19 protein-coding genes and 2 pseudogenes are annotated in these 22,126 nt (G+C 72.0%); 9 read left to right on the top strand and 12 right to left on the bottom strand.

Going from position 1 to position 22,126, the window contains the following annotated elements:
- Window positions 1-110 precede the first annotated feature (110 nt).
- The 4 genes and pseudogenes from OHV05_RS02175 to OHV05_RS02190 form a co-directional block, all read left to right on the top strand.
- Window positions 111-3,932, top strand: a pseudogene (locus OHV05_RS02175) (non-ribosomal peptide synthetase); the annotation flags it as partial.
- Between the two features lie 565 nt (window positions 3,933-4,497).
- Window positions 4,498-4,752 carry an acyl carrier protein gene (locus tag OHV05_RS02180; protein WP_405021374.1) on the top strand — a complete coding sequence of 85 codons (255 nt, stop codon included), beginning with the start codon at window positions 4,498-4,500 and terminating at the stop codon, window positions 4,750-4,752.
- A 95-nt stretch (window positions 4,753-4,847) separates the two neighbouring features.
- Window positions 4,848-5,519, top strand: a pseudogene (locus OHV05_RS02185) (thioesterase II family protein); the annotation flags it as partial.
- Window positions 5,513-6,124 carry a LysE family translocator gene (locus OHV05_RS02190; RefSeq protein WP_405016036.1) on the top strand — a complete coding sequence of 204 codons (612 nt, stop codon included), beginning with the start codon at window positions 5,513-5,515 and terminating at the stop codon, window positions 6,122-6,124. The pseudogene OHV05_RS02185 and the gene OHV05_RS02190, both read left to right, overlap by 7 nt.
- 7 nt (window positions 6,125-6,131) lie before the next feature.
- Here OHV05_RS02190 and OHV05_RS02195 read toward each other — a convergent pair whose 3' ends face one another.
- The 3 genes from OHV05_RS02195 to OHV05_RS02205 all read right to left on the bottom strand — a co-directional run bounded on the left by OHV05_RS02195 (window position 6,132) and on the right by OHV05_RS02205 (window position 7,824).
- On the bottom strand, window positions 6,132-7,154 hold the full coding sequence (locus tag OHV05_RS02195) for a LuxR C-terminal-related transcriptional regulator (protein WP_405016037.1): 1,023 nt from the start codon (window positions 7,152-7,154) through the stop codon (window positions 6,132-6,134).
- Window positions 7,155-7,306: 152 nt separating this feature from the next.
- A complete protein-coding gene (locus OHV05_RS02200; protein WP_405016038.1) occupies window positions 7,307-7,663 on the bottom strand; it encodes an ArsR/SmtB family transcription factor in 357 nt (118 codons plus the stop codon).
- On the bottom strand, window positions 7,660-7,824 hold the full coding sequence (locus tag OHV05_RS02205) for a hypothetical protein (RefSeq protein ID WP_405016039.1): 165 nt from the start codon (window positions 7,822-7,824) through the stop codon (window positions 7,660-7,662). Before OHV05_RS02205 ends, OHV05_RS02200 begins: the two co-directional genes overlap by 4 nt.
- Window positions 7,825-7,959: 135 nt before the next feature.
- Here OHV05_RS02205 and OHV05_RS02210 point away from each other — a divergent pair, with 135 nt between their 5' ends.
- The 4 genes from OHV05_RS02210 to OHV05_RS02225 all read left to right on the top strand — a co-directional run bounded on the left by OHV05_RS02210 (window position 7,960) and on the right by OHV05_RS02225 (window position 13,106).
- A complete protein-coding gene (locus OHV05_RS02210) occupies window positions 7,960-9,336 on the top strand; it encodes an IS1380 family transposase (RefSeq protein ID WP_405016040.1) in 1,377 nt (458 codons plus the stop codon).
- A 534-nt stretch (window positions 9,337-9,870) separates the two neighbouring features.
- Window positions 9,871-10,695, top strand: coding sequence for a p-hydroxycinnamoyl CoA hydratase/lyase (locus OHV05_RS02215; RefSeq protein WP_405016041.1), 825 nt, complete (start codon window positions 9,871-9,873; stop codon window positions 10,693-10,695).
- Window positions 10,692-12,254, top strand: a complete 1,563-nt coding sequence (locus tag OHV05_RS02220) for an AMP-binding protein (protein ID WP_405016042.1) — start codon at window positions 10,692-10,694, stop codon at window positions 12,252-12,254. Before OHV05_RS02215 ends, OHV05_RS02220 begins: the two co-directional genes overlap by 4 nt.
- Before the next feature lie 105 nt (window positions 12,255-12,359).
- Window positions 12,360-13,106 carry an SDR family NAD(P)-dependent oxidoreductase gene (locus tag OHV05_RS02225; protein WP_405016043.1) on the top strand — a complete coding sequence of 249 codons (747 nt, stop codon included), beginning with the start codon at window positions 12,360-12,362 and terminating at the stop codon, window positions 13,104-13,106.
- Between the two features lie 64 nt (window positions 13,107-13,170).
- On the opposite strand, the gene OHV05_RS02230 is transcribed toward OHV05_RS02225, so the two are convergent.
- The 6 genes from OHV05_RS02230 to OHV05_RS02255 all read right to left on the bottom strand — a co-directional run bounded on the left by OHV05_RS02230 (window position 13,171) and on the right by OHV05_RS02255 (window position 18,160).
- The gene (locus OHV05_RS02230) at window positions 13,171-13,707 is read right to left on the bottom strand and encodes a carboxymuconolactone decarboxylase family protein (RefSeq protein WP_403042437.1); all 537 of its coding nucleotides are present in this window, start codon (window positions 13,705-13,707) and stop codon (window positions 13,171-13,173) included.
- A gap of 154 nt (window positions 13,708-13,861) precedes the next feature.
- Window positions 13,862-14,641, bottom strand: coding sequence for a helix-turn-helix transcriptional regulator (locus OHV05_RS02235; protein WP_405016044.1), 780 nt, complete (start codon window positions 14,639-14,641; stop codon window positions 13,862-13,864).
- A gap of 70 nt (window positions 14,642-14,711) precedes the next feature.
- Window positions 14,712-15,782 (bottom strand): hypothetical protein, encoded by a 1,071-nt coding sequence (locus OHV05_RS02240; protein WP_405016045.1) that lies wholly within the window; start codon window positions 15,780-15,782, stop codon window positions 14,712-14,714.
- 31 nt (window positions 15,783-15,813) lie between these two features.
- The gene (locus OHV05_RS02245) at window positions 15,814-16,602 is read right to left on the bottom strand and encodes an SAM-dependent methyltransferase (protein WP_403042431.1); all 789 of its coding nucleotides are present in this window, start codon (window positions 16,600-16,602) and stop codon (window positions 15,814-15,816) included.
- A 65-nt stretch (window positions 16,603-16,667) separates the two neighbouring features.
- Window positions 16,668-17,543: an SDR family NAD(P)-dependent oxidoreductase gene (locus OHV05_RS02250; RefSeq protein ID WP_405016046.1), complete on the bottom strand. Its 876-nt coding sequence runs from the start codon at window positions 17,541-17,543 to the stop codon at window positions 16,668-16,670.
- Complete coding sequence (locus OHV05_RS02255) at window positions 17,543-18,160, bottom strand: carboxymuconolactone decarboxylase family protein (RefSeq protein ID WP_405016047.1); 618 nt, start codon at window positions 18,158-18,160, stop codon at window positions 17,543-17,545. The genes OHV05_RS02250 and OHV05_RS02255 overlap by 1 nt, the downstream gene beginning before the upstream one ends.
- A 286-nt stretch (window positions 18,161-18,446) precedes the next feature.
- Here OHV05_RS02255 and OHV05_RS02260 point away from each other — a divergent pair, with 286 nt between their 5' ends.
- Complete coding sequence (locus OHV05_RS02260) at window positions 18,447-19,469, top strand: sigma-70 family RNA polymerase sigma factor (protein ID WP_405016048.1); 1,023 nt, start codon at window positions 18,447-18,449, stop codon at window positions 19,467-19,469.
- Window positions 19,470-19,569: 100 nt separating this feature from the next.
- On the opposite strand, the gene OHV05_RS02265 is transcribed toward OHV05_RS02260, so the two are convergent.
- Genes OHV05_RS02265 through OHV05_RS02275 form a run of 3 tightly spaced genes read right to left on the bottom strand, consistent with a single transcriptional unit; the run spans window position 19,570 to window position 22,031 of the window.
- On the bottom strand, window positions 19,570-19,746 hold the full coding sequence (locus OHV05_RS02265) for a hypothetical protein (protein ID WP_405016049.1): 177 nt from the start codon (window positions 19,744-19,746) through the stop codon (window positions 19,570-19,572).
- Window positions 19,746-20,447 carry a DUF899 domain-containing protein gene (locus tag OHV05_RS02270; protein WP_405016050.1) on the bottom strand — a complete coding sequence of 234 codons (702 nt, stop codon included), beginning with the start codon at window positions 20,445-20,447 and terminating at the stop codon, window positions 19,746-19,748. Before OHV05_RS02270 ends, OHV05_RS02265 begins: the two co-directional genes overlap by 1 nt.
- Window positions 20,448-20,483: 36 nt before the next feature.
- Window positions 20,484-22,031, bottom strand: a complete 1,548-nt coding sequence (locus OHV05_RS02275) for a GMC family oxidoreductase (protein WP_405016051.1) — start codon at window positions 22,029-22,031, stop codon at window positions 20,484-20,486.
- Window positions 22,032-22,126 lie beyond the last annotated feature (95 nt).

Raw genomic sequence — 22,126 nt, forward strand, 5'->3', positions numbered from 1 at the left:
GTGATTGGGACATGGCGCGTTCCGGCAGATTCGATCCGTTGTTCGGATCGTCGCCTCGTTGTTTCACTGGTGCCGTCCCCCGCCCTGTCCCGACCCGGAGGCGTGCCCCGATGACCACCGACGCCCATGCGGCCTTCCCGCTGACCGAGATCCAGTACGCCTACTGGGTCGGCCGCGGCCCCAACTTCGTGCTCGGGAACGTCGCCCCGCACGCCTACTTCGAACTGGAGGGCCGGCGGCTCGACCCGGCCCTGCTGTCCCGCTGCTGGCGCCGCCTGCTGGCCCGGCACGGCATGCTCAGAGCCGTCGTGCACAAGGACGGCCGGCAGCAGGTGCTGCCCGAGGCGCCGCCGTTCGAGGTCGGCTTCGAGGACCTGTCGGCGGCCGAACCGGCGCTGCTGGCCGAGCGGTTGGCCGCGACCAGGGCGGAGATGTCCGAGCGGGTCTACGACCCGGCGGTGTGGCCGCTGTTCGACATCCGGATCAGCCGGCTCGCCGACCACGACCGGCTGCACGTCAGCCTGGACCTGCTGATGGTCGACCTGGCCAGCATCACGCTGCTGTTCACCGAGTGGAGCGCGCTCTGCCGGGACGAGTCGCTGGAGCTGCCGCCGATCGACGTCACCTTCCGGGACTACGTGCTGGCCCTGGCGGACGGCACCGACGCGCCGCGCTACAAGCGCTCGCTGGACTACTGGGCCTCCCGCGCCGAGACCCTCGCCCCGCCGCCCGAACTCCCGCTCGCCAGACCGCCGGTGCAGATCCACCAGCCCCGCTTCACGCACCGCGAGTACCACCTGCCGCCGGCCGAGTGGCAGCGCTTCCAGCAGCTCGCCGAACAGCGCGGCCTGACCCCCACCGCCGTGCTGGCCACCGTCTTCGCCGAGGTGCTGGCCGCCTGGAGCGGCACGCCCCGGTTCAGCCTGAACCTCACCGTCTTCAACCGGCTGCCGCTGCTGCTGGCCGGGAACGAGCGCGGCCACCGCACCGTCCACCCCCATCTGCGGCGCGTGGTGGGCGACTTCACCTCGATCTGCCTGCTGGAGATGGACACCACCGGCGACCTGCCGCTGGCCGAGCTGGCCGCCCGCACCCAGACCCAGCTCCAGCAGGACCTGCGGCACCGCTACGTGAGTGCGCTGCACACCCTCCGGGAGCGCCGCCGGCGCGGCCTGCAGACCGGCTTCGAGGGCATGCCGGTGGTGTTCACCAGCGGGCTCGGCACGGTCTCCGACGCCTCCGGGCCGATGGCGTACTTCGGCGACATCACCTACCGGCTGAGCCAGACCCCGCAGATCTGGCTCGACCACCAGGTGCTGGACGTCACCGGCTCGCTCGACCTGACCTGGGACGCCGTCGAGGAGCTGTTCCCCGACGGCCTGCTGGACGACATGTTCGGCGCCTACTGCGGCCTGGTGCGGCAGTTGGCCCGTCCGGAGTCCTGGGACCAGGGCCTGGCCGTCCCGCTGCCGGCCCGGCAGCTCGCCGACCGGGAGCGGGCCAACGACACCGCCGGCGAGACGCCCGGCGGCCTGCTGCACGAGGCGCTGTTCCGGGGCGCCGCCGACCACCCCGACCGGCCCGCCGTGCTGTCCGGCGCCGGCGCGGTCAGCTACGCCGAACTCGCCGAGCGGGCCGGCGCCGTGGCCGGGCGGATCGCCGGGCTCGACGCCGGGCCGCTGCGCGACCGGCTGGTCGCCGTCACCCTGCCCAAGGGCCCGGACCAGGTGGCCGCCGCGCACGGCGTGCTGCTGGCCTCGGCCGCCTACCTGCCGGTCGGCGCCACCCTGCCGACCCGCCGCCGGGCCGAACTGTTCGAGAGCGGCGAGGCGCTGGCCGTGGTCACCGACCAGGAGCTGGACCGGACGCTGGACTGGCCGGATGCCCTCCCCCGGCTGCACCCCGGCACCCCGCCCGGTGCGGCGCCCACCGGCCGGGCCGAGCCCACCGACCTCGCCTACGTGCTCTACACCTCCGGCTCCACCGGCCGCCCCAAGGGCGTGATGATCGAGCACCGCGCGGCGCTGAACACCGTCCTGGACATCAACGAACGGTTCCGGGTCGGCCCGCAGGACCGGCTGTTCGGCCTCGCCGACCTCGGCTTCGACCTCTCGGTCTACGACCTCTTCGGCAGCACGGCCGCCGGCGCCGCACTGGTGCTCCCCGACGAGGACCAGCGGCGCGAACCGGCCCACTGGGCCGAGCTGATGACGCGTCACGGGGTCACCGTCTGGAACTCGGTGCCGGCCCAGCTGCAGATGCTGGTCGAGCACCTGGAGCAGGCCGAGCACGTCCCGCCCGCGCTCCGCCTGGTGCTGCTCAGCGGCGACTGGATCCCGCTCGACCTGCCGGACCGGGTGCTCGCGCTCTGGCCGGACGCCCAGGTGATCGGCCTCGGCGGCGCCACCGAGGCGTCGATCTGGTCCAACTGGCACCCCGCCGACCAGGTGGCGCCGGACGCCCCGAGCATCCCGTACGGCAGGCCGCTGCGGAACCAGGCGTTCCACGTCCTGGACGCCGGGCTACGGGACTGCCCGGTCTGGGTGCCCGGCGAGCTGTACATCGAGGGCAGCGGGCTGGCCCGGGGCTACTGGCGCGATCCGGAGCGGACCGCCGCGAGCTTCGTCCGGCACCCGGTCAGCGGTGAACGGCTGTACCGGACCGGCGACTTCGGCCGCTACCTGCCGGACGGGGTGCTGCAGTTCCTCGGCCGCCGGGACGGCCAGGTCAAGATCGGCGGGCACCGGATCGAGTGCGGCGAGATCGAGGCGGTGCTCGCCCGGCACCCCGGGGTGGAGTCCGCCGTGGTGGTGAAGTCCGCCGAGGAGGGCGGCAGCGCCAAGCTGCTCGGCTTCGTGGTGCCGGACCGCACGGACGGCTCGCTGCTGCTGACCGCCACCGCCGACCCGGCCGAGACCGACCGATGTCGCCAGGCCCTGAAGGCCGCCGCCGAGCTGCCCGCACCCGGCCCCGGCAGCGCCGAACTCCGCGCCGCCTGGGCCGCGTTGGACCGGGTGTACGTGGCGGCGGCGGCCACCGCCTTCCGCGCCCTCGGCCTGCCGCACACCCCGGGCGAACGCTTCGACCCGGCCGCCGCGCTGGCCACCGGGGTCGCCCCGCGCTACGAACGCTGGCTGGCCCGGGCGGCCGAGGTGCTCCGCGGGCACGGGCTGCTGCGCCGGACGCCCGAAGGACTGGAGGTGGCCCGGGTCTTTCCCGACCTGATCACCGATCAGGTCGCCGCCGACGCCCGGGCCGCACTGCGCGACACCCTGGAGGTCCCGGACGACCTGATCGACTGGATGCTCTCGCTGGCCGGCGGCCTGGCGGACATCCTCACCCAGTCCCTGCACTCCGCCGAGCTGTACGCCTCCGACCGCACCCCCGAGGTCTACGCCCGGCTGTTCGGGCCCGCCTACGCGGTGGCCACCGAGGCGGTCCGCCGCCTGGTGGCCGACTGGCCCGCCGACCGGCCGCTGCGCGTGCTGGAGGTCGGCGGCGGCTACGGCACCCTGACCCGCCACCTGCTCCCGCTGCTGCCGGCCGACCGCACCGACTACCTGTTCACCGACATCTCGCCCTACTTCACCGACCGGGCCCGCGAGGTCTTCGGCGGCTACGATTTCCTCCGCCCCGGCCTGTTCAACCTCGACCAGGCACCCGAACTCCAGGGCCACGAGGGGCTGACGGCCGACCTGGTGATCGCCGCGAGCGTGCTGCACGACATCCGCCGGATCGGGCCCGGGCTGGAGACCCTGCGCTCGGTGCTGGCCCCGGGCGGCACCCTGCTGATGGTGGAACAGACCGCCTTCCACCCGTGGTTCGATCTCACCATGGGACTCCAGCAGGGTTTCGACGGCTACCAGGACACCGAACTCCGGTGCTGGGGACACCCGTTGCTCGACCTCGGCCAGTGGGCCGAGCTGCTCACCGACACCGGCTACACAGGCAGCACCGTGCTGACCAGGCCCACCGACGGGCCCGCCTCGGTCGGCTTCGACGTGATCGCCGCCCAGGGTCCGCTGACCACCCGGCGGTTCGACCGGGAGGCGCTCACCGGGTACGTCGCCGAGCGGCTGCCCCGGCACATGGTCCCGTCCCGGCTGCTGGCCCTGGACCGACTGCCGCTCAGCCGCACCGGCAAGGTCGACCGGACCGCCCTGGCGAAGGCCGGGACCCGGCGCGGCGGACCCCGCCGGGCCGCCCAACCACCCCGGACCGACCGCCAGTCGAAGATCGTCGAGATCTACCGCACGGTGCTCGGCCTGAGCCGGGTCGACCTCGCGGACGACTTCCTGGAGGCCGGCGGCGACTCGCTGCTCGCCGCCGGATCTCGGCGGCGCTGCTCCGCGCCTTCGGCGCCGAGGTGCCGGTCGGGATCATCCTGCAACACCCCACCGTGGCCGCCCTGGACGGCTGGCTGGAGCCGCTGCTCGGCCCGGCCGCACCCCTGGACGACCGACCGGACACCGGCACCGCAGCGGACGAGGAGACGGCATGACCCGGCAGCAACTCACCGACTGGCTCCGGGAGTACCTGGCGGACCTGCTCGCGGTCACCCCCGAGCAGATCGGCCCGGACCTCCCGTTGGCGGAGCTCGGCGTCGACTCGGCCACCACCCTGGTGCTGAGCGCCGACCTGACCGCGTACACCGGGCGGGAGACCAGGCCCGGGGAGATCTTCGACCACCCCACCGTCCACCTGCTGGCCGGGTACCTCAGCGGCTCCACCGAGCCCGCCCCGGCCGGGTGAGCGCGATGGACGCACCCTCCGCGCCCTCCGCACCCTCCGTACCGCGCTGGACGATCCACGCCCCCGGTGCCGACCCGGGCGCCCGGACGCTCTACTGCCTGCCGCACGGCGGCGGCTCGCCCGCCGAGTACCTCCGGTGGGCCAGGGACCTGCGCAAGGTCGCGGTCTGCGCCGTGCAACTGCCCGGCCGGGGCTCCCGGTTGGCCGAGCCGCCGTACACCTCGATGGCCGAGCTGGTACGCACCCTGCTCACCGCGCTCGACCCGGCCCCGCCGTACGTGCTGTTCGGGCACAGCCTCGGCGCCCTGGTCGCCTACGAGCTCACCCAGGCGCTGCGGGCGGCCGGGCGGCCGCTGCCCGAGCGGCTGATCCTGTCCGGCTACCCGGCGCCGCACCTGCCCCGGGAGCGCACCCGGCTGCACCTGCTGCCCGACCGGGAGCTGCTCACCGAGGTGGCCCGGCGGCACGGCGGCATCCCCGACGAGGTGCTCGGCAACGCCGAGCTGCGGCGGCTCGCGGCGGTCTCGGTCCGGGCCGACTACCGGATCGTGGAGACCTACCGCTGGCGGCCCAAGCCGCCGCTGCCGGTGCCGATCACCGTGCTCGGCGGCCAGCAGGACGTGGTCTCCGCCGAGCAGCTGGCGGCCTGGGCCGAGCACACCACCGTCCGGCCGGTGCAGCAACGCACGTTCCCCGGCGGGCACTTCTACTTCCGCGAGCGGCAACGCGCCGCCGTGCTCCGGACGGTGGAGGCTGCCGCGTGCTGACCTTCGCGATCGCGGCGCTGCTGCTGATCATGATCCCCGGCCCCGACCAGGCGCTGATCACCCGAAACGCCCTGGTCGGCGGCCGGTCCGCCGGCCTGCTCACCATGACCGGCGGCATGCTGGGCCTGAGCGTCCACGTCAGCGCCGCCTCGCTCGGCGTCTCGGCCCTGCTGCTCGCCTCGGTCACCGCCTTCACCGTGCTCAAAGTGATCGGCACGGTGTACCTGGTGTGGATGGGCATCGCCACCCTGCGCAGCGCCCGCAGGCGGACCCAGGGCGAGGAGGGCCCGGACGACGACCGCTCGCTCCCCCGGGCGCAGTGCCTGCGGCAGGGCTTCCTGTCCAACGCGCTCAACCCCAAGGTGGCGCTGTTCTTCGTCACCTTCCTGCCGCAGTTCCTGCCCGACACCCGGCACACCCTGGGCAGCGCACTGCAGCTGTCCGCCGTCTTCGTGCTGCTCTACCTGCTCTGGTTCACCCTCTACACCGTGACGGTGGACCGCTTCGGCGCCTTCCTGCGCCGCCCGGCCGTCCGCCGCCGGATCGAACGGTCCACCGGCGCGCTGCTGATCGCCTTCGGTATCCGGCTCGCCCTCCAGCACTGACGAAGCCCTAGACCAGCCCCCGGGCGCAGGCCAGCACCCCCGCCTGGAAGCGGCTGTGCGCTCCGAGGTGCCGGGACACCTCGGAGACCAGGCGGCTGACGGTCCGGACGGAGACGCCCATCGACCGGGCGATCCGTTCGTCCGTCAGACCGTTGGCGAGCAGCCGGAGCGAGGTGCGGTGCTGCTCGGTCAGCCAGTCGCCCCGCTCGTCGGCGGCCACCTCGGCGGGCCCCAGGTACGGGAAGGCCCGCAGCCAGTAGTCGTCGTAGAGCGCGGCGTACGTCCGGACCAGCGCCGCGCCGCGGACCACGATCAGCGGGTCCTCGGGCCGGTCGGTCCGGGGCGGCAGCAGGGCGACGTCCAGATCGCCGATCAGCAGGCTGAACGGGACCTGCGGGGCGAGCCTCAGCTCCACCCCGACCTGCTGCACCTCGGCCAGGTACTTGCACTGCCAGCGCGCCGAGTTGAAGCCCTGCGGGTAGATCGCCCGGACCGTGACACCGCGTCGGACCATCCGGCCCTTCTCGGTCAGGAAGCTGCCCAGGGCCTGGCTCATGGTCTTCGACGGCACCGTGTCGGCGTGCAGGGTGCGGCTCTGCGCCCGGGGCAGGTCGGCGAAGTCCCGCAGCATCCGCTGCTGGTTGCGGGTCCCGGTCACCACCTCCACCTCGACCTGGTCGGTCGGCCGGGCCGCGGCCGGCCGGTAGCGCTCCAGCAGCGACTCGGTGGCGCTCACGATCGAGGTCAACTCCTGGCAGTGCGAGCTGAGCACGGCCCGCTTCTGGCGCAGCGTGCCGAGCAGGCCGAGCAGCGCGGTGTCCGGCTCCACCAGGTCCGTCTCCCCGATCGCCGCCCCCGGCCGGACCAGCCGCAGGGCGCGCAGTTCGGCCCACGCCGACGCCGCCTCCCGCGCGTCCAGCCCCAGCGCCTGGGCCGCCTCGGCGTGGCTGCGCGAGTCGTTCTCCCGCAGCCACCGGTAGAGCAGCGGTCCGGCGCTCTCGGCCCGGGCCGACTCGGCCTGGCCGGTCACCGCTGCTCCGAAGTCTTGTGCATACGATCTCCTCGACCGGGACGGCCGTGGGACGCCCACCCACGCCCTCTCAGTGTCCGAAGTACCTTCGGCGGTCGGCTACTTCCATCGTGCGGAGTACCGTCGCCGGGCAGTTCGGACCACCCCCGGGACTACGGACGGGCGTCGCGCTCCGCCGCCTCGGCGATCCGCTTGACCGTGGCCAGCCGCCGGTCCCAGTCGACCGCGAGCGCCGACATCCAGCGGGCCGTCGCGTCCAGCGCCGCGGGCTTCACGGCGTACCGCACCTCGCGCCCGACCCGGGTGCCCGCCACCAGCCCGGCGGCGTCCAGCAGGGACAGGTGCTTCACCACCGCCTGCCGGGAGACCGGCACGTGCTCGGCCAGCTCCGTCGCGGTGGCCTCGCCCCGTGCGGCCAGCAGGTCGAGCAGCTGACGACGGGTCGGATCGGCCAGTGCGGAGAACACGTGGTCGACGGGTGTGGCGGCCTCGCCCTGTTCGTCCGTCACACGGAGAACTCTTCGGTGCGCCGCTCGAAGGCGTCGAACAGCTGCGGCCGGCCCCCGGAGTCACTCCGGTGCGCACCGGAACCCGGCTCGGCCGCCAGGGGCCGGACCCGTCCCGGGAGCGCCCCGGTCGGGGTCGCGCGTTCGATCAGCTCCGTGCTCATGGGGACACCTTAACCTCGGGCTTTCATGAGGCCAGCTGTCCGACGGGTGGTCAGGAAAGCAGAAAGGGCCTCTGACCAGCGAGAATGAGGATTGTCTAGGTCCCTGTTCCCGCCCCGGTCGGAGGCACTTTCCAGGTGAGTAAGCGTACCGGGTCGTACCCGCGTGTCCGCGTCGAGGGCGGTGGCCGCGGGGTGGTCTCGCAGTCCGGCGCCGTGCTGCTGGTCGAGACCGCCCGCAAGACAGGGTTGGACGCGGCGATATCGACGGCACTGGCGCCGTGGCGCAAGGCTCGGGCCGTCCATGACCCGGGCAAGGTCCTGCTGGACGTCGCGCTCGCGGTGGCCCTTGGCGGGGACTGCCTGGCTGATGTCGCGATGCTGCGGGCCGAGCCCGCCGTGTTCGGCCCGGTGGCCTCCGACCCGACCGTCTCGCGCCTGGTCGACACCCTCGCCGCGGCCGGGCCCCGTGCACTGGGGGCGATCCGGCGGGCGCGGGCCGAAGTCCGCGAGCGGGTCTGGCGGTTGGCCGGCGAGGCGGCCCCGCACGTGGGCGGCGAGGTGGTCGTGGACATCGACGGAGTGCTGGTCCTCGCGCACTCCGAAAAGCAGGACGCGGCCAAGACCTGGAAGAAGACGTTCGGGCACCACCCGCTGTTCGCGTTCGTCGACCACGGCCCAGGCGGGTCTGGAGAGCCGGTCGCCGGGCTGCTGCGGCCGGGGAACGCCGGCAGCAACACGGCCGCAGACCACATCGAAGCGGCCCGGACGGCACTGGCCCAGCTACCGAAGAAGTACCGGCGCGGACGCCGAACCCTGATCCGCACCGACTCCGCCGGCGGCACCCACGACTTCCTGAACTGGCTCACCACACGCGGCCGGTGGCTGTCCTACTCGGTGGGGATGACCATCACCGGCGGCATCCACCAGGCCGTGCTGAAGATCCCGGCCTCTGCCTGGACCCCCGCAGTCGAACCCGGCGGAGAGATCCGCGACGGCGCCTGGGTTGCCGAGCTCGCCGGCGATGTCCTCAAAGGCTGGCCGAAGGGGATGCGGCTCATCGTCCGCAAGGAACGGCCGCACCCCGGCGCGCAGTTGCGCTTCACCGACGCCGACGGCATGCGGCTGACCTGCTTCGCCACCAACTCCACCGGCACCCCGATCGCCCGGCTGGAGCTGCGGCACCGCCAGCGGGCCCGCGCTGAGGACCGCATCCGCGCCGCCCGCGACACCGGACTGCGCAACCTGCCCCTCCACCAGGCCGCGCAGAACCAGGTCTGGCTGGAGATCGTCCAGCTCGCACTCGACCTGCTCGCCTGGATGCCCATGCTCGCCCTGACCGGCACCGCCCGCCGATGGGAACCCAAACGCCTACGGCTGCGGCTGTTCTCCGCCGCCGCCCAGCTCGTCACCACCGGCCGCCGCCGCTACCTCCGCCTCGCCCGCCACTGGCCCTGGACCGACACGATCACCAGTGCCTTCGAGCGCCTGCACGCCCTGCCGGACCCCGGCTGACCAGCGACATCACCCCATCCCGACGAACACCAGACAACATCCGGAACCGTGGAACCCGGCGCCCAACCGACGCGACAGCCGGGCCCTCGGTATTTCTATAGGCAGAAGACCCAGCCCGGACAAGCAGAAACGGCCCGCCAGCCGAGCTGACGAGCCGTCATGCAAGATCGAGGTTAACCACTGCCTCCGGATACCTCCCCACGGGTGCGCTCCGAGCGGACTCCCACCAGGTCGGACCGGTCACTCCCGACCCCCTCCGGTCCGCTCCGAACTGTTCGCCGCCGCCCTTTCGAACGTCTCATTCCGGCGGCCGGAAGGCGGCCGATTATTGCGCGTTCCGGGGCATCATCCGGGAACGCACTACCGCACACATCTTCCATCGTGCCCTCCTGCCTTCCCGCTGGTGACGGACCCGGACGAACGGCAGGGCAATTCAGGAGTAGTCGGCCCACCGGACATTCCCCGCATACTCACGATGTAAAACCGACGGATCGAGAAAAAGCCCCCGGACGGCAACGGAAAGAAGGCCCAAACATGATCGAGCTGGACACGGTGAACCTTGAGATCGACGGACCCACCGCCACGATTTACCTGAACCGTCCCGACAAGAAGAACGCCATGAACCCCCAGATGCACCAGGACATGAACCGGGCCCTGGACGCCATCGAGGAGGCCGGGGACGTCAAGGTCGTCGTGGTGACCGGCAACGGTGACAGTTTCAGTTCCGGTATGGACCTGGAGGAGTGCTTTCTCAAGCCGTACGAGGACCCGCAGCTGTTCTACCGGACCAATCTGGTGGCGCTGAACTGGTTCAAGCGCCTGAAGGCGTTCCCGGCCGTCACGATCGCCAAGGTGAACGGCTTCTCGTTCGGAGGCGGAGTTCTGGTCACCGGGATCTGCGATCTGGCGATCGCCTCCGAGACCGCGCTGTTCGGGCTTTCCGAGATCAACTTCGGCATCTTCCCGGCCGGTGGCGCCAGCTGGGCCGCCGCCCACAACTTCTCCCGCAAGCAGGCGCTCTACTACATCCTCACCGGCGACACCCTGACCGGGGCCGAGGCGGAGAAGTACGGACTGGTCAACAAGGCCGTGCCGGCCGAGCAGCTGGACGCCGAGACCGACAAGCTGGTCCGCAAGCTGGTCAAGAAGAACCCGGTCACCCTCGCGCTGGCCAAGCAGGTCTACGAGCACAACCGGGCCGTCGACCTGCCGGCCGCGATCGACTACGACCAGGCCAAGCTCTGGGAGCTCTCCCGGCTCACCGGCAACGAGTGGATCAACGTCGCGCTCAAGCAGTTCGAGAAGCGCAGCTACCAGCCCGGCCTGAGCACCTACAGTCGGGCGGAAGTGACCTCATGATCTTCACCGGCCCGCACCCGCCGGTGCCCGTGCCCGACACCTCGTTCACCGCCTTCGTGCTGGAGCGGGCGGAGCAGCACGCCGACCTGGTGGCGACCGTGGACGTCACCGGCACCACCGCCTACACCTTCCGGGAGCTCGCCTCGGCGATCGAACGGGCCGCCGAGGGGCTGCGCGCGCGTGGCTTCGGCAGCGGGCAGGTGCTGGCGATCCTGGCGCCGAACCTGCCGGAGTACCCGATCGCCTTCCACGCGGCGGCGCACGCGGGCGGCACCGTGGTGGTGCTCAACCCGCTGGACACGGTGGACGATCTGACCGCCCATCTGAACGAGGCCGGCGCCCGGCTGCTGGTCATCTCGCCGGCCGAGCTGGACACGGCGCAGAAGCTGCTGGCCGGCACCCTGGTCGAGGAGATCATCGTGCTCGGCCCGACCGGGGCGCAGCTGCCGGGCACCACGCCCTTCGCCGCGCTGCTGACCCAGGGCGTCGCCCCCGGGACGGCGGTGGACCCGGCCGCGGACGTGGTGGCCCTGCTGCACTCCAGCGGCAGCACCGGCCACCCCAAAGGGGTGATGCTGACCCACCGGAACATGATCGCGAACGTGCTGCAGACCAGTACGGTCGCGCCGCTGGACGCGGACGAGAAGGTGCTCGCCGTCCCGCCGTTCCACCACGCGTTCGGCCTGATCATGGTGATGAACGCCAGTCTGCTCCAGGGCGCCACCCTGGTGACCATGCCCCGGTTCGACCCCGAGGGGTACCTGCGGGCGATCCAGGAGCACCGGATCACCCGGCTGTACGTGGTGCCGACCATCGCCGTCCTGCTCGCCAAGAGCCCGCTGGTGGACCGCTACGACCTCTCCTCGGTCCGCGAGATCGTCTCCGGCGGCGCGGCGCTCGACCCGGAGACGGCCCGGCTCTGCCGCGAGCGGTTGGGCTGCCGGGTCGGCCAGGGGTACGGCCTCACCGAGGCGCTGGTGTCGTTCATGCAGCTGGACCACTCGGTGGCCCCCGGGTCGGTCGGCCGGAACTCGCCGAACATCGAGTGCAAGATCGTCGACACCGGCACCGGCCGGGCGCTCGGGCGGCACCAGAACGGCGAGATCCTGATCCGGGGCCCGCACGTGATGAAGGGTTACCTGAACGCCGAGGAGGCCACCCGGCAGGTGCTCGAACCGGACGGCTTCCTGCACACCGGGGACCTCGGTTACGTGGACCGCAACGGCGAGCTGTTCATCGTCGACCGGATCAAGGAGCTGATCAAGTACAAGGGCCAGCAGGTCTCCCCGGTCGAGCTGGAGGCGGTCCTGATGACGCACCCCAAGGTCGCCGACGCGGCCGTGGTCGGAGTGCCGGACGAGGAGGCCAGCGAGATCCCCAAGGGCTTCGTGGTGACCCGGGAGCCGGCCACCGCCGAGGAGATCATGGCCTTCGTCGCCGAACGGGTCGCCCCGTACAAGAAGATCCGCCAGGTCGAGTTCATCGAGCAGATCCCCCGCACGCCGGTCGGCAAGATCCAGCGCCGCGCCCTGAAGGAGTGGGGCTGCACCACCCGGTGACCCCCGCGCGGGGCCCCGGTCCGGCCGAGGTGCCGGACCGGGGCTCCGCGCACACAGCGTGACGTACCGTCATGAACGAGCAACTTTCCACCACTTGGAGGACTCATGAGCGACCTGTCCGGCCGGACCACCCTCGTGGTCGGCGCCAGCCGCGGCCTCGGCCAGGGGATCGCCACCGCCTTCGCCGAGGCCGGCGCCCCCGTGGTCGCGGTGTCCCGCACCGCCACCGTCTTCCCCGAGCCGGCCAACGGCGCGGGCGGCATCCTGACCGAGACCGCCGACGCCGGGGACCCCACCGTGGTCGCCGACCTGATCGACCGCCACCAGCCGGGCACCGTCGTGCTGGTGGCCGGCGCCACCCCGCACATGCGGCCGTTGCAGCAGCAGACCTGGGAGACCTTCTCGGTCAACTGGGAGACCGACGTGCGGATCTCCTTCCACTGGCTGCGCGAGGCGCTGCTCACCCCGCTCCGGCCGGGCAGCCGGGTGGTGGTGTTCAGCAGCGGGGCCGCACTGGCCGGCTCCCCGCTCAGCGGCGGCTACGCCGGGGCCAAGGCCACCCAGCGCTTCATCACGGCCTACGCCCAGGACGAGGCCGACCGGGCCGGGCTGGAGCTCAGCTTCACCACGGTGCTCCCCCGGATCACCCCGCTGACCGGCCTGGGCCGCGCGGCCGCCCGGGCCTACGCGGCCCGCGACCACCGCCCCGAGGAGGAGTACGTCGCGCAGTTGGGCCCGCTGCTCACCCCGGAGCAGGCCGGTGCCGCGGTGATCGAGCTGGTCCGGACGGACCCCGCCGCGCTGGCCGCCGGCTACCTGCTGACGGGCGCCGGGCTGAAGCCGCTCGGCTGACCCACGACGGCACGGCGGTGGCCCGTACCCGGCCGGGTACGGGCCACCGCCGTGCCGTCGTGGGTCAGCGCCCCAGGTAGCCCTTGGCCACCAGGCCCTCGCCCATCTCGTCGTACAGTGCCGGGTCCTCGGGGGTGATCGCGCCCAGGCCGTCGACGTACCGGTTGTACATGCAGAACGCGGCGGCGATCAGCACCGTGTCGTGGATGCTCTCGTCGTCGGCGCCGGCCGACCTGGCCCGCTCGATGTCGGCGTCCGTCACCGCCAGACCGCCGATCTGCACCCGGCCGGCCAGCTGCAGCAGCGCGCGCAGCCGCTCGTCGACGGGAGCGGTGGTCACGTCCTGCCGGACCGCCTCGACCAGGGCGTAGTCGCCACCGAACGCGTGGGCGGCCGCGGCGCCGTGCGCACCGGTGCAGAACCTGGTGCCGTTCCGGGCGGAGACGTACGCGGCGATCAGCTCGCGCTCCCCGACGCTGAGCGGGGAGTCGCCCCGGAGCAGTTGTTCGGCCAGCTCACTGAGCCGGCGCCCGGACGCGGGCTTGGAGTCCATCAGCCCCCGGATACCCGGGATCGGAGCCGGCAGCGCGATGTGCGGCATGAGGATCAGCCTCCGTGTCACCTGGTGGACCCGGACGCCTCGGCCCGAGCCATAACATCGTTATGCATGACCGGGCCCACTCTCCGCCGACGGCCGCGTGTTGTCAAGCCGTCGCGCTCCAACTCAGTTGTACAGCACGGTATCTGACCATACGTCAGCTTCGGGTCAGACCGACCGCACCGGCTGCCAGCTCCACCTGCGGCAGCTCCCAGCAGTCGAGCTCGGGCAGCGCCAGCAGGATCGGCAGGTCGAACGGGCAGAACTCGCGGGTCTCCAGGTCCACTTCGATCGGCTGGTCGGCCCGCACCGTCACCGGCCGGCTGGAGCCGATGAACAGCGGGCTGCGCTTCCACGGCTGCGGCTCGACGTCGTGCATCGCGACCACCGCCGCCCGCAGGTGCCAGACGCCCTCCTGCACCCCGGACAGCTCGAACTCGCCCGGCCCGTCCAGGATGTCGCAGGCCACCGGCTCGCCCTGGACGATCGGGTCGCTGAACGCCGCCACGTAGATCCGGGTCGGTAAGCCGACCTCAGGCGACCCGACCGAACCGCGCACCGCGCAGGTCCGCCGGGCCGCCCCCGACCGGAAGGCCCGGGGGGCGACCGGCATGCCGGTCCTGGCCAGCGTGCGGTAGCGCCCCGGGGAGAGCCCGACGCTGCGGGTGAACCGGCTGGTGAAGGTGCCCAGGCTGTTGTAACCGACCTGGTAGGAGATGTCGGTGACGCTCAGTTCGGTTCTGAGCAGCAGGTGTTTCGCCTTGTGCAGCCGGATCGCGGACAGGAACCGCCCCGGCGAGGTGCCGGTAAGGGTCCGGAACACCCGGGAGAAGTAGAACTTGCTCAGGATGGCGGTGTCCGCGATGTCGTCCAACGAGAGCGGTTCCTCGTAGCGGTCCCACATCGTCGCGATCGCGCGCTCGACTGCGGCTTGCACGTCATCTCTCCTTCGGTGCGGGTCCGGGGGAATCCGAAGCGAACTGCAGGGTGCCGGGCGGAGGTTCAGGTCACTCCGGGCGGTACATCCAGGCCCCCACCCGGCGGGCGGCGGTGAGGCTCGCCCAGGCCGTGATGCCGACCAGGGCCTCGTCGTCCGCACCCGCGGCGCGGGCGGCGTCGACCACCGTCGCGTCCACCGTGTAGGCGGCCAGCGCGGTCAGCAGGGCCAGCCGGGCGGCCGGTTGCTCCTCGGCCGGCCGGGTCGCCACCGGTGCGTCGGCCCAGCCCCGGCCGAGCCCGGGCGGCCGGCCGTCCCAGCCGTCCACGGTGTCCCGGACCAGGGCCCGGACGCCGTCCGGCAGCGCCGCCCGCCCGGCCAGCTCGACGGCGGCGCTGGCCCGGGAGAAGGCCGCCGCGATCTGCGGGTGGGGCGCCGCCCAGGCCAGGTCCGCCGGCAGCGGCGCGGCCGGCAGCAGGCCCAGCGTGCCGCCCGCCTTCGGTTCCGCCCGGGCCGCCGAACGGAGCAGCCAGGTGAGCACCTTCAGCACCGGTCGCAGCGAGCTCTCCGGGGCGCCGGGCGGCAGCGGCACCGGGCCGAGGAAGACGTTCACCATCCGGTTCAGGTAGTGCATGATCACCACCGACCCGAGCAGCTCGGGCAACTGCTCGGCGGCGAACGGGAACCGGGTCTTCCCGACGGTGTCCCGGACCGCGCCGTCCCGGACCCAGCCCGCCACCGCCCGGACCCCCGGGTCGGCCACCAGCTCGAGCCGGCCGTCCCGGATCGCCTCGCCGTCCCGGCCGGGTGCCAGGCTGTGCAGCATGGCGGAGTGCATCCGGAGGCAGAACGGGCACTCGTTCGCCACCGACACCGCGGAGGCCACGCCCTCCTTGGTGGTCCGCGCGGCCACCCCCGCCACCAGCATGGTCTCCCGAAGCATCAGCCAACTCGCGGCGAGCGGCCCGGTCGCGGGTGAGTGCAGGGCGATCGGTGGGGCCAACACCCCGAAGTCCCGCTCCAGTTCGCGGTACACCTGGGCGACGCCGTCGCGGGCCGCGTCGAATCCGACCGGCTTGACGTGGCGTACCTGGAGCAGCGACAGCCCCCGCAGTGAGGACTGGACCAGCCTTCTGTGCACGGTGCGCTCCTCGTTCGGTAGGGCGGTCGGTTCAGGGTTTGCGCGCCACCGCGCACCACATGGCCGGCGAGTCGGCCGGGGCGGCCGCTGCCTCGGGGCGCCAGTCGGTGGACAACACCATGCCCGGGTCCTCCAGTTCGAGACTGCGGTCCAGCAGGGCCATCGCCTCCGCCCGGCTCCGGCGGACGATCTGGCCGCTCCAGTCCGGCACGATCCGTTCCATCGCGGCGTCCATCAGGTGGTCCCGTTCATGGGTGGCCAGGTGACCGAAGGCCACCCAGCTGCCGGACGGGACCGCGTCCACCAGCAACTGCACCAGACCGGCCGGATCGTCCGTCCCGGGCACGAAGTGCAGCCCGCCGAAGAGCACCAGGCCGATCGGGCGCGACAGGTCCAGTACCCCGGCGGCGTCCCGGAGAATCCGGTCCGGGTCGCCCAACTCGCCGTGCACATAGGCCGTTGGGCTCCTCGGCTGCTGCCGGAGCAGCCGCCGGGCGTGCGCCACCACGCCCGGGTCCCGGCTGACGTACACCACCCGGGTGCCCGGGGCCACCCGCTGGGCGACCTGGTGGGTGTTGCGCATGGTCGGCAGGCCGGCCCCGATGTGCAGCAGCTGCCCCAGGCCGGCTCCGCCGACCAGGTGGCCGACCATCCGGCCGAGGGCGGCCCGGGTGGCCCGCAGTTCGGCCCTCAGGTCACCGGTCGGCCAGTCCGCACAGGCCCGGTCCGCGGCCGCCCGGTCGGCGGGGCCGTGCGCCTCGCCGCCCAGCAGGTAGTCCATGGCCCGGGCCAGCGCGGGGGTTTCGAACTCTTCGGTCACACCATTCCTTCGGGGAGTCGCAAGGCGGAACACGGTCTCGGGAAAGCGCCCTTTCGGTCACCCGGTCACGGGATCGGGAAGAAGGCGCGCACGAACTTCTCGAACATCCGGTCGCCGATTGTCCAGCGCATCCGGGGCAGCAGTCGAGAGGGCATCCCGATCCGGTACCGGATCTTCGGGTCTGCACTGCTCACCGCCTGCTCGATCACCTTTGCGACCGTCTCCGCTCGCACGGCCATTCGACCGCGGCCGGTCGGCTTGTCGGTCTCCCGGTACGCGCCGTGCCAGTCGACGAAGTACTCCCAGAACTCGTCGTAAAGGCCGTTGCGTTCCTGTCCGGTCATCCCGAGGTCGGCCACCGACATCGGCACGAATCCCCCCAGCACCGGTGAGGGCTCGATCAGCACCACCTTGATGCCGAACCGGGAGACCTCGTGCCGGAGCGAGTCGCCGATCGCCTCCAACGCGTGTTTGGTGGCCTGGTAGTAGCCCCGGCCGGGGGTGGCGAACTGGCCGAAGATCGAGGACATCATGACCACCCGGCCACTGCCCTGGGCCCGCATCCCGGGCAGCACCAGCTGGGTGAGCCGGGACAGCCCGAAGACGTTGGTCTCGAACTGCTTGCGCACCTCGTCCACCGGCGTCTCGCCGATCGTGCCGTTCAGGCTGTAGGCCGCGTTGTTGATCAGCGTGCCGACCGCGCCGTGCTCGGCGGTGATCTTGTCCACCACCTCGACCATGGACCGCTCGTCCGTCACGTCGAGGTGGAGCACCTGGATGCCCTCGGCGGCCAGGTCGGCCAGCGCTTCCAGGTTGCGCCCGGTCGCGTACACCGGCCAGCCCGCCCGGTGCAGGCGGAGCGCGGCGGCGCGGCCGGTGCCGGAGGACATCCCGGTACCGGAGGAGGCGCCGGTCAGCAGCACCGCCCGGGACGCCGCCATCAGCCGGCCGCCGCGTCCGCGCCGGCCTCGGACTGGCTGGCGACCCGGCTGCGGGTCATCGAGCTGCCCAGGCCGTAGCCGTCCACCAGACGGTTGATGAAGGCGAACAGCCCGGCGGTGAACACCGCCTCCAGCATCTCGTCGTTGTTCCAGCCGGCCGCCGCCACCCGGTCCCACTCCTCGTCGGTGATCCGGTAGGCACCGGTGCAGACCTGGGTGACCAGCTCAATCAGCGCCAGGTGCTTGGCGTCCAGCGGGAGTTCGCCCGGCTTGTCGGCGGTGGCGATCGCGTGGGTGAGCTCCTCGGTGCCGCCGAACTGGGCGAGGAACCAGTTGTGCGTCCCCACGCAGTACGGGCAGCCGTTCACCTTGGAGCTCCAGGCGGAGATCATCTCCCGGGTGGCCCGGGGCAGCACCCCGTCGCCGAAAACCCCGGTGTAGCCGGTGATGAGAACCTCCATCAGATCCGGCCGGGTGGAGACCAGCCGAAACATATCGGGCACGAATGGAAGGCCCGTCCTGCTCTTGATCAGGTCGTAGAGTTCGGCGGTCCTTCCGGTCGCGTCGGCCTCCTCGATCAGCGGAACGCGTGCCGCCGGAACCTGCTGTTCACTCATGGAAGTCACTCCTTCGCCGTGGACGGACATTCGCGGGCAACCCGATGCTGCCAGGGTCGCGCAGGCCCGCTGTCTCCTAAATTGCCCTCTTCGGTGAACGGATCGGGGGCCGAAACCACCGCGTCCCCGTGATTTGGGTGACGCGGCGCAGCGCATATGCCGGCTGAGCCTCGTGCTCCCCGGAGTGCCACGGAGCACACCCCACGACATACAGACCGGGCCCGGCCCCGAAACGAATCGCGAACACCGCACCTCCGCCGACCCGGTCTCAAGTATCTTGAGCGGCATGATCATTGGGGGACGGCAGGACGTGACACCGATGACGGCGGGCGAGGACTTCGCCCGGATCTCCGACCGCTACCGGACGGAGCTGCTGGCGCACTGCTACCGGATGCTCGGGTCGATCCACGACGCCGAGGACCTGGTGCAGGAGACCTATCTACGGGCCTGGCGCTCGTACCACGCCTTCGAGGGGCGGTCCTCGCTGCGCACCTGGCTCTACCGGATCGCCACCAACGCCTGCCTGACCGCGCTGGAGCACCGGGACCGCCGGCAGCTGCCCTCCGGCCTCGGCGGCCCGAACGACCGCCCGCGGACCCCGCTCGCCCCGCCGGTACCCGAGTTCGACTGGCTCCAGCCCGCGCCCGACACCCTGCTGGGCGCACCGCCCGCCGATCCGGCCGCCGTGGTCGCCGCCCGGGGCAGCCTCCGGCTCGCGCTGATCGCCGCCCTCCAGTGCCTGCCGCCCCGTCAGCGAGCCGTGCTGATCCTGCGCGACGTGCTGGCGATGCCCACAGGCGAGGTCGCCGAGCTGCTCGGCACCAGCGTGCCCGCCGTGAAGAGCGCGCTCCAGCGGGCCCGGGGCCGGCTGGAGCACCTCGCGCCCGCCGAGGACGACATCACCGACCCGGTCTCGCCCTCGCAGCGCGAGCTGCTGGACAGCTACCAACTGGCCTTCGAGAACGCCGACATCAAGGCCCTGCTGGCACTGCTGACCGACGACGCGGTGGCGGAGATGCCGCCGTACCCCTCCTGGTTCCGCGGCCGGCGGACGGTCGCCCGGTTCTTCGCCGCCCAGGTGCTCACCGCGCCCGGCCTGTACCGGCTGGCGCCCACCCGGGCCAACGGCCGGCCCGCCTTCGGGCTCTACCGGCTCGGTCCGGACGGCCGCCACCACGCCCACTCGGTCACCGTGCTGGCCCTCGCCGGGGACCGGATCGCCCGGATCTCCGGGTTCCTGGACCCGGCCCTGTTCCGCCCCTTCGGCCTGGCCGCCACCCATCACGAGCAGCTCGCGGCGGAGCGCTGAACGCCCTTCGCTGAAGCGGCACTTGACACCGCCGGACACGGCAGGGCCCGGGTGTCGTGGTGCACGACACCCGGGCCCCGGGCGGGTCAGGTCGCCCCTGTCACCTGACCCGCTCCACCAGCACGGCGAGCGCCCCGGCCGCCACCAGCCCGGCCATCGCCCCCACACCGGCGCCCGCCACCTGGTGCGCCCGCCAGCCGATCCCCGCACCGGCCAGCACCAGCAGTGCGGCACCGGCCAGCGCGGGCGGCTGGACCAGCCAGAGGTGGCGGGTCATCAGGTGGCGAACTTGTCGGTCCGGTTCCACCAGTTCACACCCGCGGTCGCGGCGTTCTCGTCGTCGTACTTGTCGTGGTGCCGCCACCAGTCCCACGGCTGCGCCAGCTGGGCCTCCTGGCGGCCGAGCGGGGTCAGGTCGAGGTAGTTGTAGAAGTTCTTGAAGATGTCACCGCCCCGGTCGTAGATCGAGTAGGTGTGGAAGACGTCCGTCCCGTCGGTCATGAAGACGCTCACGCCCGGCAGTTCACCCTGCTCGGTGGTGACGTGGTAGTCCACGTTGAAGTCCGAACCGAACGAGGAGTACCACGGCAGGGTCCAGCCCATCCGGGCCTTGAACGCCTCCAGCTTCGGCAGTTGTCCCCGCGACACCATCACGAACGTGGTGTCGCGGGCGTTGATGTGGGACAGGTGGCCGACCGAGTCGGCCTGCATCGAGCAGCCGATGCAGCCCTCCTCCTGGTCCGGTCCGAACATGAAGTGCCGCACGATCAGCTGCCGCCGGCCCTCGAACAGGTCGGGCAGCGAGAGCTCGCCCTGCGGTCCGTGGAGGACGTACTCCTTCTCCACCTTGACCATCGGCAGCTCGGGACGGGCGGCCACCACCTCGTCGTGCAGCCGGGTGAGCTCCTTCTCCTTCTCCAGCAGTTCCTTGCGTGCCTGCAGCCACTCCTCGCGGGTGGCGATCCTGGGCAGGTCCATCAACTCGGTCTCCTCACAGCGCAGCGGACAGGTCCGTCAGCCGACCCGGAGCCAGTCGGCGAGGCGCTCGCCGATCATGGTCGAGGTCAGGTTGGTGTTGCAGTTGACGATGCTCGGCATCACCGAGGCGTCGGCCAGGTAGAGGCCCTCGGTGCCGTGCACCCGCAGGTACTGGTCGACCACCGCGCCCTCGTCGGTGGCCTGGCCCATCCGGGCCGTGCCGACCGGGTGGTAGGCGCTGTCCAGGCTCAGCCGGACGTACTGGCGGACCATGTCGTCGTTGTCGATCAACTGGTCGTTCAGCACGATGAAGCCGTCGCCCCGGCTGCTGATCCCCGGGTGGCTGACCAGCTCCCAGCAGGTCCGGACGGCGTCCACCAGCTTCTGCAGGTCGCGCTCGGTGGACAGGAAGTTCAGGTCGATGTCGGGCCCGGCCGCCGGGTCGGTGGAGTTCAGCCGCAGCCGGCCCCGGGACTCCGGCTTCTGGTCCACCACCATCACACCGAGGATCACGTTCCCGCCGGCCAGCATCTGCAGGTCGGGGAACATGGTCAGGTCGAAGTGGTTGACCATGTAGTACTGCAGGTCGTTGAAGTCGGTCGAGCCCTTCGCCGTGGTCCGCACCATGGTCTGCAGGAACGGCTCGGTGCGGTCGATCGCCCCGACCGCCGGCTTCATGAAGATGCCGGTGCGCGGGTGGTCGATCAGGTTGCCGCCGACCCCCGGCGCGTCCAGCAGCACCTCGATGCCGAGCCGGCGCAGGTCCTCGGCCGGGCCGATGCCCGAACGCATCAGGATGGTGGGCGAGTTGACCGCCCCGGCGGACAGGATCACCCGGTGCGCCCGGACCTGCTCGGCCGCCCCGCCCGCCGACACCTCCAGGCCGACCGCCCGGGTCCCCTCGAACAGCACCCGGTGCACCAGCACCCCGGCCCGGACGGTCAGGTTGGCCCGGCCGCGCACCTCAGGGGTGAGGTAGGCCAGCGAGGCGCTGATCCGGACCTCGGCGTCCCGGCGGTTGGACGGAATCGGTCCGATTCCGGTGGCCGTGGGGTTGTTGTGATCCGCCACCTCGGGAAATCCCGCCGCCAGACTGGCGTCCACGAAGGACCGCTGAACCTCCGTCAGCTCCTCCGGACGCCACCGCCGGACCGGGACCGGACCGCCCTTCCCGTGCAGTTCGTCGCCGCCGAGATCGAGATCGTCCTCCAGCTTCCGGTAATACGGCAGGACGTCCGGCCAAGACCATTCCGAATTACCCAGAGCGGCCCATTCGTCGAAATTCTCCGGGACGCCCCGCAGGGCGATGGTGGCACCGACCGAGGACGATCCGCCGGAGACCTTCCCGCGTGGAAAGAGAATCCGCCGGCCGTCGCTGATCTCGGCCCGGAACTTCCAGTCGTGCGCGCTCAGCGACATCGAGCCGCCGTCCCTGATGTCCGCCGGGAGGGCGCCGACGTCGGCAAAGTCCGGCCCCGCCTCCAGCAGCAGCACCCGGCGGGACGGGTCCTCGGTCAGCCGGGCGGCGATCGCCGCGCCGGCCGAGCCCGATCCGACAACGACGTCGTCATAAACCTCTGTCATGGAGCATCCTCGGGGTCGCGGAATCCGATTGGGGACGTCTTCTCTCCCTGAGCTTCACAGTCGCCCCGACCCGCTGTCTTCTCCGAACGTGCCCT

Origin of the sequence: Kitasatospora sp. NBC_00070 (assembly GCF_045041205.1) — a bacterium.
In the GTDB taxonomy this organism is placed as follows: domain Bacteria; phylum Actinomycetota; class Actinomycetes; order Streptomycetales; family Streptomycetaceae; genus Kitasatospora.

What these genes read in the sequence shown, in the direction of transcription:
- OHV05_RS02220 (WP_405016042.1), top strand. Translation starts at nt 10,692, where the DNA reads ATGATCTTCACCGGCCCGCACCCGCCGGTGCCCGTGCCCGACACCTCG.
- OHV05_RS02275 (WP_405016051.1), bottom strand. Translation starts at nt 22,031, where the DNA reads ATGACAGAGGTTTATGACGACGTCGTTGTCGGATCGGGCTCGGCCGGC.
- OHV05_RS02270 (WP_405016050.1), bottom strand. Translation starts at nt 20,447, where the DNA reads ATGGACCTGCCCAGGATCGCCACCCGCGAGGAGTGGCTGCAGGCACGC.
- OHV05_RS02215 (WP_405016041.1), top strand. Translation starts at nt 9,871, where the DNA reads ATGATCGAGCTGGACACGGTGAACCTTGAGATCGACGGACCCACCGCC.
- OHV05_RS02255 (WP_405016047.1), bottom strand. Translation starts at nt 18,160, where the DNA reads ATGAGTGAACAGCAGGTTCCGGCGGCACGCGTTCCGCTGATCGAGGAG.
- OHV05_RS02250 (WP_405016046.1), bottom strand. Translation starts at nt 17,543, where the DNA reads ATGGCGGCGTCCCGGGCGGTGCTGCTGACCGGCGCCTCCTCCGGTACC.
- OHV05_RS02265 (WP_405016049.1), bottom strand. Translation starts at nt 19,746, where the DNA reads ATGACCCGCCACCTCTGGCTGGTCCAGCCGCCCGCGCTGGCCGGTGCC.
- OHV05_RS02225 (WP_405016043.1), top strand. Translation starts at nt 12,360, where the DNA reads ATGAGCGACCTGTCCGGCCGGACCACCCTCGTGGTCGGCGCCAGCCGC.
- OHV05_RS02230 (WP_403042437.1), bottom strand. Translation starts at nt 13,707, where the DNA reads ATGCCGCACATCGCGCTGCCGGCTCCGATCCCGGGTATCCGGGGGCTG.
- OHV05_RS02260 (WP_405016048.1), top strand. Translation starts at nt 18,447, where the DNA reads ATGATCATTGGGGGACGGCAGGACGTGACACCGATGACGGCGGGCGAG.
- OHV05_RS02205 (WP_405016039.1), bottom strand. Translation starts at nt 7,824, where the DNA reads ATGAGCACGGAGCTGATCGAACGCGCGACCCCGACCGGGGCGCTCCCG.
- OHV05_RS02180 (WP_405021374.1), top strand. Translation starts at nt 4,498, where the DNA reads ATGACCCGGCAGCAACTCACCGACTGGCTCCGGGAGTACCTGGCGGAC.